The following is a 12537-nucleotide window of genomic DNA, read 5'->3' as shown; positions in this document are numbered from 1 at the left end:
TGACAGCACGTTGGCAGCAGGACTACGCTATCGCGTATGGGAGGGAGACAGCCCCATGGTCAAGACCGCGCTCGACAATTTTCGTAAGCCATCTTGCGCCGAATTGCTCGGATGGCGCCTGCTCGATGCCCGTCCTGAGGAAGGCTGGATCAGGCTCGCCTTCGAGGGCGAGCCGGAGTTCTGCAACCCCGCCGGCTTCATCCAGGGCGGCATGCTCTCGGCCATGCTCGACGATACGATGGGGCCGGCGGTGCTGGTGATGAGCGAGGGCCGGCTCTACACCACCACCATCAGCATGACCGTGAATTTTCTCAGCCCCGCAAAACCCGGCCCGATTATCGGCGAGGCGAAGGTGACGCAGCTCGGCAAGACCATCGCGTTCGTCGAAGCCCGGCTGATGGCGGAAGACGGCACGGTGCTGGCGACGGCGAGCGCAAGCGAGCGGCTGCTGGAAGCGGCGAGGGTGGTGGGGAAATAGCTAGCCGCGCACTCCACTTCCCTTCTCCCCTTGTGGGCGAAGGTGGCGCGAAGCGCCGGATAAGGGGTATCTCTCGGCGAATTCAAATGCGGATTGGATTCGCGGAGACAGACCCCTCACCCAACTGAGCCCGCATCTGCCAGCATCGCTACCCTCTCCCACAAGGGGCGAGGGCGCATTCATGCACATCTCGCTTTGAGCGAGAGCATCACACCTTCGCCCGCGCGTCCTTGCTCACGATCGGCGGCTTCGCATTCAGCGCCTCGACCTGAAACCCCGCGACGCGCTTGTAGTTCGCAGCGATGCCTTCCAGCTCCTGCTGCGACAGCACGTCGGTGACGACCCCAAAGCCATCTGGCGCGCGCTCCTCGACCAGCTGCATGACCTGCTCGGGGCCGTTCTTGCGGTTGAGCAGGACGAGGTCGGTGGTCGCCGGCCGCCGCTCGGCCTCATAGGCCAGCAGCGCTGCTTGCGTTGGTCCATGCGCGAGGATCTCGCGCGTGATGGTGCGGGCATCGAGGATCGCCTGCGATGCTCCGTTGGAGCCGATCGGGTACATCGGATGCGCGGCGTCGCCCATCAGCGTGACGCGGCCAAAGGTCCATTGCGACACCGGATCGCGATCGACCAGCGGATATTCATAGGCATGCGGGCAGTTCCTGATCAGGCCGGGCACGTCGAGCCAGTCGAACTGCCAGCTCTCGAACCAGGGCAGAAATTCCTCCAGCCGCGCGGTGCGGTTGTAGTCCTCGCGCCGCCACTGGTAAGTCGGCGGCATGTGGCGCTCGGCGACCCAGTTGATCAGATGATTGCCTGCTTCATCCGGCACCTTCGAAATCGGATAGCAGACGAATTTCAGGATCTCGTGCCCGGCCATGATCATGGTGCGGCCGGTGAGGAAGGCCTTTGACGGCGTCACGCCGCGCCAGAGGATGCGGCCGTTCCAGATCGGCGGGCCTTCGTTCGGATAGAGCTGTTCTCGCACGGCGGAATGAATGCCGTCGGCGGCGATCAGGATCGCGCCATCGTAGGTCCCGGCGGCCTTGCCGGTCGCTTTGTCGATGAAGTCGGCGCGCACGCCGCCTGCCGTCTCGGTCCATCCGGTCAGATGATGGCTGGTCAGAATGTTCTCGCGCCCGAGCCGCTCGACCGCGGTGTCGAGCAAGATCTGCTGCAGCGTGCCGCGATGGATCGAGAATTGCGGCCATTTGTAGCCGGCTTCGAGCCCGCGCGGCTCGCTCCAGATCGGCTTGCCGTGCTTGGAGAAATAGGCGAGCTCGCGGGTGCGGACGCCGCTGGCATCGAGCTTGTCCATCAGCCCGAGCTCGATCAGCTCGCGCACCGCATGCGGCAGCACGTTGATGCCGACGCCGAGCGGCTTCAATTCCGCGACGCTCTCGAACACTTTTACGGGAACGCCGATGCCGTGCAGGCTGAGTGCGAGCGTCAGCCCGCCGATGCCGCCGCCGGCGATGAGTACCGTCATGACAAACCCCTCCAAGTCCGGGCGTCTTGGCACAGGCGGGCGGATGTGGGCAACTGCGAAGAGCGAAGTACGTAGAACGGCGTGCTATAGACCTGGCTGCCGACAGCCGTTAATTTCCAGCTTTCCCATGAGGTCAGACATGCTCAAGCTCTACTACGCCACCGGCACCTGCGCGCTCGCCACCTACATGACCCTGGAGGAGGCCGGCGCCGACTACACGGCTGAACGGCTGAGTTTCAAGGACAACCAGCAGAACAGCCCGGACTATCTCGCAATCAACCCGAAGGGGCGCGTGCCGGCGCTGGTGACCGACCGCGGCGTCCTCACCGAGACGCCGGCGATGCTGGGCTACATCGCGCAGACCTTCCCCAAGGCGAAGCTCGCGCCGCTCGACGATCCCTTCGACTTCGCCCAGGTGCAGTCGTTCAACTCCTATCTCTGCTCGACCGTGCACATCAACCATGCCCACAAGATGCGCGGCGCGCGCTGGGCGACGCAGGAGAGTTCGTTCGCCGACATGAAGGCGATGGTCCCCAAGACCATGGCCGCCTGCTTCGCCCTGATCGAGCAGAAGATGTTCAAAGGTCCGTGGGTGATGGGCGACCAGTTCACGACCTGCGATCCCTATCTTCACACCCTCTCGCTCTGGCTCGAAGGCGACAGCGTCGACATCAACGCCACGCCGAAGATCGCCGACCATTTCAAGCGCATGTCGGATCGGCCTGCGGTGCGCAAGGTGATGGACGCGCAGAAGGCGTAACAAACTCGGTGTCGTCCCGGGCAAGCGTAAGCGCAGACCCGGGACCCATACCGCGGAATCTATCGATCGTGCTCGGTAGCAGTACCGAACGACCAGTCTTCGTCAAACTACACCCTGGGGCCATGGGTCCCGGATCAGCGCTCTGCTTCGCTGCGCTTGTCCGGGACGACACCATTTGCTTTGAAGCTGTGTCCTACCCAGCACGCCGTTCTTTCTTCTCCAGCTCCCGTCCCGTCTCCAGCACCAGCCGCCGCAGCCAGACCGAGCCCGGGTCCATCTGCGCGCGGGTCGGATGGAACATGAACTGCTCGTCGATGCCGGGGTCGAGCGGCGGCGTCACCGCGACCAGGCCGAATTGCCTGGACAGCGCCGCGATCAGCCGGCGCGGCACGAAGGCGACGAGGTCGGTGCGGGCGGCGACGTGCAGCGCTTCGAGATAGCCCGGCACCACCAGCGAAATGTGCCGCTCGATGCCCTTGGTGCGCAGCCAGGTGTCGATCAGGTCCTCAGGCTGGCCGCGAATGATCACGCCGACATGCCGCGCGGCCAGGAAGGTCTCGCGCCGCTTCAGCTTCGCAGCCATCGGATGGCCGCGCCGCACCGCCAGCGCGTCGCTGTCAGTGTAGAGCAATTGGCGGTGAAAGCCCTTGAAAGCGTTGCCGATCGAGATCACGAGGTCGATGGTGCGGGCGAATTCGGCATGGAAGATCGTGGGCCCCCGCCACGGCACGACGTCGATGCGGACATTCGGCGCGGCTCGCGTCACCTTCTCCATCAGCGGCGGCATCAGCAGCTCGACCGCGAGATCCGGCATCATCAGGCGGAACTGCCGCTCGCTGCGCGCGGCATCGAACTCCTCCGGCACGAACAGTCCGCGTACCTGGTCTAGTGCCTGTGCCAGCGGCGCGCGCAGCGCCTGTGCCCGCGGCGTCAGCTCCATCCGGGCGCCGGTGCGCACCAGAAGCGGGTCGCCAAAGATGTCGCGCAGGCGCTGGAGCGCGTGGCTCGTCGCCGGTTGCGATAGGCCGATCCTCAGGGCCGCGCGGCTGACATTGACCTCGCGCAGCAGGGCGTCGAGCGCGGTCAGCAGGTTCAAATCCAGTGAATGCAAATTCATGAGGCGAATAGATATCATATTCACTATCGATTTGAAGAATGTTCGTCGGCCCACGATGATCTCCGTGTTGCCACCAAACGGAGATGCCGCCATGAGCGCGAGCGCCAACAAGAAACTGATGCAGGATATCTTTGCCGCCGCCGCCGATCCCGATCCGGCCGCGCGCGACCGCGCTTTGTTCACCGCAAGCCTTGCCGATGACGCAAAATGGGTCGTGACCGGCCAGTATTCCTGGTCGCGCACCTTTTCCGGCAAGCAGTCGATCCTCAACGATCTGCACGCCTATGTGCGTACCCGCCTGGCCGACCGGACCCGGACGGTCGCTCACCGCTTCATCGCCGACGGCGACGTCGTCGTGGTGGAGGCCAAGGGCGACAACGTCACGCCGGAGGGCGTCCGCTACGACAACGACTATTGTCTGGTGTTTCGTTTCGAGGACGGCAGGATCAAGGAGATCCGGGAATACTGCGACTCGATCCTGACCGAGAAGGCGCTGGGGCCTTTTCCGCAGACACCCGTAAGGCCCGCGGGCTGACCGGATTGAGCCGCGTCGCGTGTCGTGACCACCCCCGTCCGTTGCGGCCATCGATGGTCGTGCGGGCCTGGCGGGCGCTGATCGAGATGGTTGGGATCGGGCGGGAGCGGTCCCGGGCCCGGTATCAGCTCGCAGCCATGACTGAACGGGAGCTGCTGGACTGCGGGATGACCCGGTCCGAGATTGAGTACGAGCTGAGGAGGCCCCGTCGGCGAGGCTAGGGACACGCCGTTCCCATTTTTTCGATGCCGGGCGGGAACCTTTGGGTTTCCCCCGGCGTTTGGTTCGTTCCGGGGCAATCGCGCCCCCGGCATTGCGCGCGTCGGGAATTTCATGCTGGCTGGGGCTTCGGACGTTTCGACACATGTGGGCCGCAGCTTCTCCGGACTCCGCGAAAGACTAAGAGACGCCACCGCGGCTGAGCACCGGGACCTCGATGCGCAGCTGACGTCGTTCGATCTCACCACCATGTCCGGCTATCGTCGCTTCCTGCAAGCCAGTGCCGGCGCGCTTCTGCCGCTCGAGGCGGCGCTCGTCAGGGCAGGCGTTGCCAGAATGTTTCCGGATTGGCCGGTGCGGTCGCGCAGCGCCGCGATTGCGGCCGATCTCGCACGGCTCGGCAGCGCCGCGCAATCCACGGTGCCGGTGCAGCCCCTGACGCGCAGCGGCGTGTTTGGCACGATGTATGTGCTGGAGGGCTCGCGGCTCGGCGCCAAATTCCTGCTCAGGACGGTCGCCGACGCGGCGGATCCGCGCATCGGCGAGGCCACAACCTATCTCGCCCATGGCGCCGGCCAGCGGCTCTGGCAGAGCTTTCTGGCGACGCTTGCATCCGAACAGGCCTGCGACGAGGACGAAGCGATCGAGTCGGCATGCGCGGCCTTTGCCGCGTTCGAGCAGGCGGCGGACCGCGCATGAACGAGGCGGTCAATCTCACCAATTGCGATCGCGAGCCGATCCATATCCCCGGCAGCGTGCAGCCGTTCGGCTTCCTGCTGACGCTGCTGTCCGATTTCACCATCTGCATGACCTCGGAAAACGCCAACAGCTTTCTTGCGGCCGACATCGCCGACATCGCCGACATCCTGCAGCGACCGCTGTCCGATTTCTTTTCAGGAGCCGCGATCGACATGATTCGCAATCATGTCGACCAGCTGAGCGGTCCTGACGCGACCGAGCGCGTGTTCGGCGTCGAGATCCAGTCCGGCAAGCCGCTCTACGATCTCTCGATCCATTTCTCCGGCGTTTATCTCGTCGTCGAGGCCGAGCCCAGCGTGATCGAGCCCGACGTCAATTCCGGCGAGCTCGTGCGCCTGATGCTCGAACGGATCCGCAAGACCCGCGGCATGACGGAGCTGGCCCGCGAGGCCGCGCGCCAGCTCAAGGTGTTGTCCGGATTCGATCGCGTCATGGTCTACCAGTTTCACCCGGACGGATCGGGCGAGGTGATCGCGGAAGCGGCGGAAGCCGGGCTCGAACGGTTTCTCGGATTGCACTATCCGGCGTCCGACATCCCCCGGCAGGCGCGCGTCCTCTATGAGCGCAACTGGCTGCGCATCATCGCCGACATCAACGCAAAGCCGGCCGCGCTGTTCTCTACTCCCACGCACAATGTGGGGCTGCTCGATCTCTCCATGAGCGTGCTGCGCTCGGTCTCGCCAATCCACATCGAATATCTGCGCAACATGGGCGTCGGCGCATCGATGTCGGTGTCGATCCTGCGCGACGGCAAGCTCTGGGGCCTGTTTGCCTGCCATCATTACTCGCCGCGCTACATCTCCTTCGAGAAGCGCACGGCCTCCGAGCTGTTCGGGCAGATGTTCTCCTGGATCGTCGAGGGACGGGAGCGTGAGGGCGGTGTCGCCTACGAGGCCCGCGCCCACAAGGTTCAGGAGCGGCTGATCGAGACCGCCGCGACCCACGAACACAGCCGCCGCGCGATCGTCGATTTCGTCGGCGACTATCGCAGGATGATCGAATGCGACGGCGTCGCGGTCTGGTCCGACAACAAGATCACGCTCGACGGCGAAACGCCGACCGAGGAGGAAGTGAAGGAGCTGGTCACCTTCATCAACCGGACTTCGCCGGGGCGCATCTTCGCCAGCGCCGAGATCGCCAAGGTCTACGCGGCCGGCCAGTCCTTCCGGGACCGGGCCGCGGGCTTCCTCGCGATCCCGATTTCGCGGACCCCGCGCGATTGCCTGATCTTCTTCCGGCGCGAAGTGCTGCGGTCGATCAACTGGGCCGGCGCCCCCGAGAAGGTCTACGAGGAGGGCCCGAGCGGGCCGCGCCTGACGCCGCGCAAGAGTTTCGAGCTCTGGCAGGAGACCGTGGCAGGCCAGTCGAAACCGTGGTCGGCGGCCGATATCCGCATCGCCGAGAGCCTTCGCGTCACATTGCTCGAGGTGATCCTGAAACTGTCCGATCTCGCTGCCCGCGAGCGCCGTGGCGCGCAGGAGCGGCAGGAGCTGATGATCGCCGAGCTCAATCATCGTGTCCGCAACATCCTCAGCCTGGTCCGCGCGCTGGTGGCGCAGAGCAAGGACACTGCCAAGAACGTCGAGGAGTTCGCCAGTGTGCTCGGTGGCCGCATCCAGGCGCTGGCACGTGCCCACGACCAGATCACCAATCTCAACTGGGCGCCGGTGGCGCTGCGCATGCTGCTCCAATCCGAGGCAGGCGCCTATCTCGGCGCGCGCGCGGACCGCGTGAAGATCGACGGGCCGGACGTGTCGCTAGATCCCAGGGCGTTCGCGACGCTGGCGCTCGTCGTCCACGAGATGATGACCAATTCCGCCAAATATGGCGCGCTCGCCGATTCGACCGGTCAGGTCGAGGTGGCGTGGCGTATCGACCCGAATTCGAGCCTCGAGATCGAATGGAAGGAGAGCGGCGGTCCGCCGGTGCAGCCGCCGTCACGCCGCGGCTTCGGGACCACGATCATCGAGCGCTCCGTGCCGTACGACCTCAAGGGCGAGGCCGAGATTCGTTTCGACCTGCTCGGGGTGCAGGCGAAGTTCATCATTCCACCAAACTTCGTCGAGTTGGTGCCATCGATCGCAGGAGCCGCAATGCGCGTAGAAGAACAGCAATCCACCCGTCCGCGGATTTCCGACACGGCGCTGATCGTCGAGGACAATCTCATTATCGCTATGGCGGCTGAGGTCATTCTGCTTGATCTCGGCGCACGCCACGTCGATACCGCGGCGAGCGTCGACCAGGCGCTGCGAGCGATCGAGCGGACGCGTCCGAGCTTCGCGTTGCTCGACCTCAATCTCGGCAACGAGAGCAGCATCAAGGTGGCGCAGAAGCTGAAGGAGATCGGCGTACCCTTCATGTTCGCGACCGGCTATGGCGAGCGCGCGCCGATCCCGGTGGATCTGGCCTCGGCGCCGGTGGTCCAGAAGCCCTACACGCTGGAAGTGGTCGAAAATGCGCTCGGCAAATTGATGCCGGCAGGCAGCTAACAAGACGTTCAACCGGACGGCGTTTGCAGCGGGCTGCATGCACATGCGGCCGTACGCTAAATGCTTGCGCAACTGTCCATAAAATCAGCAGATATTGCGCGCGTCGCTGCGAGTCTGCGCGAAAATTTGGAAGGTTCAATTAACAAGTCTCCCCCATTGTGTCGCAGTGCAGCGTGGTTCGCCGAGAATCGACCCGCGGCTGCCAGGGTGGCCGTGACGATCGCCTGACGCGTTCGGCCGCTCGAATTCACATGCTTCTGGGTGGACAGTGGGAATGCCGAACTTTCGTTTGCGGATCAGGGGACGCCTGTACGCAGGCTTCATGGCCTTGGTGGTGGTTGGTCTCGTGATGGCGGTGGTCGCCGTCTGGAATTTGCGGGCAGTGCAGTACCAGGTCGCAAAGGCCTCGGCGTTTTCGGACAGCACGGCGCGGGTGCTGGAGATCTCGACCCACCTTCAGGCGATCCAGCGCGCCAATCTGCGCTACATCTACGACGCCAACGAGCCTGCGATGCGGGAAGCGGCGGAGCGCGAGACGGCGGCGACCGAGCTGTTGCAGGTTGGGGCGAAGGGAACGCTCTCCGAGGAGCGGCGCAAGCTCTACAACGACCTGATCGCCGACATCGCCAAAATGCGAAGCCTGCGTGACAATCTCGGCGATGCCGTCAACGAGGCGAGAACGGGCAAGGCCACCCTGTTGCCGAGCGGCGACGAATTGACCGTCAAGATGGGCAAGCTGGTCGATACGGCGCGTGCCGCCGTTGACGAAGACACCGCGGCCCTCGTTGCGGATCTCGAATCCAGGCTGCTCCTCGTCCAGATCGCCAACTGGCGCTTCCTGGCCCTGCGCGACACCAAGGGGCCCGCCAACTTCAGGACGAATGTGGACCGGGCCATGCAGCGGCTCACGGCGATCGAAAAGAGCCCGCAGGCGACGGAGTTGCGAACCACGCTCGCACCGGTGAAGACCTCGCTCGGGATCTACAAATCCGCGTTCGAGACCACGTCCGCCGCGATGCTCCAGGCCGACGAGATCTACCACAAGAACCTCGCGCCCCTCATCGTGGACAGCATCGCCAAGCTGAAGGTGGCGGAAACCGCCTTGAAGAAGGACTACAAGGATTCGCGCGCCATCGCCGAAGCTGTGATCGACGGTACGACGACCATCCAGGAGATCGCGGGCGGGCTCGCCATCCTGTTCGGCGTGATCGTCGCCTTCCTGATCGCCCGCAGCATCGTGGGTCCGTTGACCTCGATGACGCGCGCGATGGGGCTGCTTGCCGGTGGCAATCTCGAGGTCGAGATCCCCGGGCGCGGCAAGGCCGACGAGATCGGCGACATGGCCAAGGCGATCGAGGTGTTCAAGACCAACATGATCGACACCGAGCGCATGCGCGCGGAGCAGGTGGAGGTCGAGGCGCGGCAGGCGGAAAGCCGCAAGGCGGACATGGTCCGGCTGGCCGACCGGTTCGAGCAGGCGGTTGGTGAGATCGTCAACACCGTGTCGTCGGCGTCGCACCAGCTCGAGGCGTCTGCCGGAACGCTCACATCGACCGCGACGCGTGCGCAGGATCTGTCCAACGAGGTCGCCTCTGCATCGCAGGAAGCCACGGCCAATGTGCAGGCCGTTGCCTCGGCGACGGAGGAACTGTCCTCCTCGGTCTCGGAGATCGCGCGCCAGGTGCAGGAATCCGCCCGCATCGCCGGCGAGGCCGTGGGGCAGGCGAGCAGGACCAACGAGCGCGTCAGCGAGTTGTCCAAGGCGGCCGCCCGCATCGGCGATGTGGTCGAGCTGATCAGCACCATCGCCGGCCAGACCAACCTGCTGGCGCTCAACGCCACCATCGAGGCCGCGCGCGCGGGCGAAGCCGGCCGCGGCTTTGCCGTGGTCGCTTCCGAGGTCAAGGCGCTGGCCGAGCAGACCGCGAAGGCGACCGGCGAGATCGCCCAGCAGGTCTCCGGCATCCAGGCCGCGACCGAGGAGTCGGTCGGCTCCATCCGGGAAATCAGCGGCACCATCGCGCGGCTGTCGGAAATCTCGTCGACGGTTGCGGCGGCGGTGGAAGAGCAGGGCGCCGCGACGCAGGAAATTTCCCGTAACGTCCAGCAGGCCGCTCACGGCACGCAGCGGGTGTCGACCAATATCGGCGACGTGCAGCGCGGCGCGTCCGAGACCGGCTCGGCTTCCTCGCAGGTGCTCTCGGCGGCGCGCTCGCTGTCTTCCGACAGCAACCGGTTGAAGCAGGAAGTCGCCAACTTCCTGAACTCGGTCCACGCCGCCTAAGTCTGTCAGGCAAGAGGCCACGCGCATGCGCGTGGCCTCTTGTAGCGGTGCGATGAAATCAGGCGACCTTGGTCGCCATGTGCCTGAACATGTTGGCGCGCGCCTCGTCGTCCATCTCGGCCTTGAAGGTGAACTTGTCCTTCAGCGCGATCGCGCGGCTAGCTGCCGGCCGCGCCGAGATTTCGTCCACCAGCCGCTTCACGTTCGGGTATCGCGCAAAGGCGTCGTCGCCGAGCTTGAACGGCAGCATCCGCGCCCAGCCCCACAGCGCCATGTCGACGATCGAATAGCTGTCGCCGACCATGTAGCGGCGGCCTTCGAGATGACCGTCGAGAATCTTGTAGTGGCGATCGGTCTCGTACTGGTAGCGGTTATGGGCGTAGTCGTGGTTCTGGTCCTTTGGCGCAAAGTGCTTGAAGTGCACGGCCTGGCCCGAATAGGGCCCGACGCCGGTGGCGATGAACATCAGCCATGACAGCGTCTCGCCGCGCACGCTGGCGGCGGGCAGGAATTTGCCGGTCTTCTCGGCGAGATAGAGCAGGATGGCATTGGAGTCGAACACGATGGTGCCGCCGTCGTCGATCGCCGGCACCTTGCCGTTCGGATTGATCTTCAGATAGTCAGGCGCGAACTGCTCGCCCTTGCGGGTGTCGATCTTCACCGGCTCGAAGGGCAGACCGGCCTCTTCGAGATAAAGCGCGACCTTGGTCGGGTTCGGCGATCCGTTGAAATAGAATTTGAGCATGTTTGTCTCCCCAATTCCCTTTTTAGAGAACGAACGCAGCGTCGTGGCTTTCTCTGCCTGAACATGGCCCGGGAGCGCAACCGGCGAGTTTGCCATGCGGTCTCTGCGCGCGGCGCAGATCAGCCGGCGTAACAAAGGCCGATCGCCGCCGTAAGGGCGCGCCGGACAACCACCACGGTCATTCCGGCGCCGCCTCTTGGCGCGAGCCCGGAATCCATTTGGGCCGCATATGCTGTGATTGGATGGCTTCCGGGCTCTCGCTTCGCGAGCCCCGGAATGACGACGGAGAGGGAACTATTCCGCGCCCATGCCGGCGCGGATCTCGGCGCGCAGCTCGTCGATCAGCTTGAGGCCCTTCTTGGTCTCGACATGCCAGAAGGTCCAGCCGTTGCAGGCTTGCGCGCCTTGCGCCACGGCGCCCATGCGGTGGATCGAGCCGACCTTGTCGCCGAACATGATGGCGCCGTCGGCACGGACCAGCGCGCCGAACTTCTTCTTGGCGTCGAACAGCTTTGCGCCGGGCATGATCATGCCGCGCTCGATCAGCTCGGAGAACGCCACCCGCGGGGCTTCGCGGGCGGTCATGAACGGGGCGAGGCTTGCTTCCGGCAGCGGCTCGACCTTGGCGATGCGCGCTTCCGCCGCCTTCGCATAGGTCTTGTCGCGCTCGAAGCCGATATAGGAGCGGCCGAGGCGTTTTGCGACCGCGCCGGTGGTGCCGGTGCCGTTGAAGGGGTCGATGACGAGATCGCCGGGCTTCGACGACGACAGCAGCACGCGCGCGAGCAGGCCTTCGGGCTTCTGCGTCGGATGCACTTTCTTGCCGTCGGCGCCCTTGAGGCGCTCCTCGCCGGTGCAGAGCGGAATCAGCCAGTCGGAGCGTGCCTGCACGTCCTCGTTCGCGGCCTTCAGCGCCTCGTAGTTGAACGTGTAGCCCTTGGCTTTCTCGTCGCGCGCGGCCCAGATCATGGTCTCGTGCGCATTGGTGAAGCGGCGGCCACGGAAATTCGGCATCGGGTTCGACTTGCGCCAGACGATGTCGTTCAGGAGCCAGAAGCCGAGGTCCTGCATGATCGCGCCGACGCGGAAGATGTTGTGATAGGAGCCGATCACCCAGATCGTCGCCGACGGCTTCATCGCGCGGCGGGCGGCAAGCAGCCAGGCGCGGGTGAAATCGTCATAGGCGGAGAATGAGTCGAACTTGTCCCAGTCGTCGTTGACGGCATCGACATGGGATTCGTCGGGGCGCTTGAGATCGCCCTTGAGCTGGAGGTTGTAGGGCGGATCTGCGAACACCAGATCGACCGAACCAGCCTGAAGCTTCGACATCTCGGCGACGCAATCACCGAGGATGATGCGATGCGACGAGGACTCGAAATTTGTGCGGGGCGCCCTTGCAGACGCCCCGCGACGCGACTCTACCATGACTCAAGAACTCTGACTCAGGCGACGCTGTCGGCGACGCGGGACCAAACAACCGACTGACCGTTACAATGAAGCGGCAAAGTAAAAATCGACTTAACCCGCTGCTTTTGTAAGCAGGCCTCGCATCGCGCGTTGCGCGTGGTTCGTTGCGCATATTCGTCGAGTTTTGCGGTGTATTTCGTGCTTCTTCGCGCTGCGGGGGCAACCGGAGCGCCGGAAAGACTCCAAATTTCTCTCGGA

At 64.6% G+C, this 12537-nt stretch carries 11 protein-coding genes; 7 read left to right on the top strand and 4 right to left on the bottom strand.

Going from position 1 to position 12537, the window contains the following annotated elements; translation table 11 throughout:
* Positions 1–55: 55 nt before the first annotated feature.
* Positions 56–478, top strand: a complete 423-nt coding sequence (locus F8237_RS07385) for a PaaI family thioesterase (RefSeq protein ID WP_151643297.1) — start codon at positions 56–58, stop codon at positions 476–478.
* Positions 479–686: 208 nt separating this feature from the next.
* Here F8237_RS07385 and F8237_RS07380 read toward each other — a convergent pair whose 3' ends face one another.
* Positions 687–1964 (bottom strand): flavin-dependent oxidoreductase, encoded by a 1278-nt coding sequence (locus F8237_RS07380; RefSeq protein WP_151643295.1) that lies wholly within the window; start codon positions 1962–1964, stop codon positions 687–689.
* 139 nt (positions 1965–2103) lie between these two features.
* Here F8237_RS07380 and F8237_RS07375 point away from each other — a divergent pair, with 139 nt between their 5' ends.
* Positions 2104–2724 carry a glutathione S-transferase family protein gene (locus F8237_RS07375; RefSeq protein ID WP_151643293.1) on the top strand — a complete coding sequence of 207 codons (621 nt, stop codon included), beginning with the start codon at positions 2104–2106 and terminating at the stop codon, positions 2722–2724.
* 193 nt (positions 2725–2917) lie between these two features.
* Here the strand turns inward: F8237_RS07375 and F8237_RS07370 are convergent, their stop codons facing one another.
* Positions 2918–3841 (bottom strand): LysR family transcriptional regulator, encoded by a 924-nt coding sequence (locus F8237_RS07370; RefSeq protein WP_151643291.1) that lies wholly within the window; start codon positions 3839–3841, stop codon positions 2918–2920.
* A gap of 91 nt (positions 3842–3932) precedes the next feature.
* On the opposite strand from F8237_RS07370, the gene F8237_RS07365 reads away from it, so the two are divergent.
* The 5 genes from F8237_RS07365 (at position 3933) to F8237_RS07345 (ending at position 10127) form a co-directional block, all read left to right on the top strand.
* A complete protein-coding gene (locus tag F8237_RS07365) occupies positions 3933–4376 on the top strand; it encodes a nuclear transport factor 2 family protein (protein ID WP_162005916.1) in 444 nt (147 codons plus the stop codon).
* 53 nt (positions 4377–4429) lie between these two features.
* Complete coding sequence (locus F8237_RS37195) at positions 4430–4597, top strand: YjiS-like domain-containing protein (protein ID WP_151643287.1); 168 nt, start codon at positions 4430–4432, stop codon at positions 4595–4597.
* A gap of 112 nt (positions 4598–4709) precedes the next feature.
* Entirely contained in the window at positions 4710–5294 is a 585-nt protein-coding gene (locus F8237_RS07355; RefSeq protein ID WP_151643285.1) for a biliverdin-producing heme oxygenase, read from the top strand.
* Positions 5291–7843 carry an HWE histidine kinase domain-containing protein gene (locus tag F8237_RS07350; RefSeq protein WP_151643283.1) on the top strand — a complete coding sequence of 851 codons (2553 nt, stop codon included), beginning with the start codon at positions 5291–5293 and terminating at the stop codon, positions 7841–7843. The genes F8237_RS07355 and F8237_RS07350 overlap by 4 nt, the downstream gene beginning before the upstream one ends.
* A 274-nt stretch (positions 7844–8117) precedes the next feature.
* Positions 8118–10127 (top strand): methyl-accepting chemotaxis protein, encoded by a 2010-nt coding sequence (locus tag F8237_RS07345; RefSeq protein ID WP_162005915.1) that lies wholly within the window; start codon positions 8118–8120, stop codon positions 10125–10127.
* 58 nt (positions 10128–10185) lie between these two features.
* Here the strand turns inward: F8237_RS07345 and F8237_RS07340 are convergent, their stop codons facing one another.
* Positions 10186–10872, bottom strand: a complete 687-nt coding sequence (locus tag F8237_RS07340) for a glutathione S-transferase family protein (protein ID WP_151643279.1) — start codon at positions 10870–10872, stop codon at positions 10186–10188.
* A 294-nt stretch (positions 10873–11166) separates the two neighbouring features.
* Positions 11167–12297, bottom strand: a complete 1131-nt coding sequence (locus F8237_RS07335) for a site-specific DNA-methyltransferase (RefSeq protein ID WP_151643277.1) — start codon at positions 12295–12297, stop codon at positions 11167–11169.
* Positions 12298–12537: the final 240 nt, after the last annotated feature.

The organism is Bradyrhizobium betae, from assembly GCF_008932115.1.
GTDB classification, from domain to species: domain Bacteria; phylum Pseudomonadota; class Alphaproteobacteria; order Rhizobiales; family Xanthobacteraceae; genus Bradyrhizobium; species Bradyrhizobium betae.
This window is presented reverse-complemented; position numbering and strand designations above follow the sequence as displayed.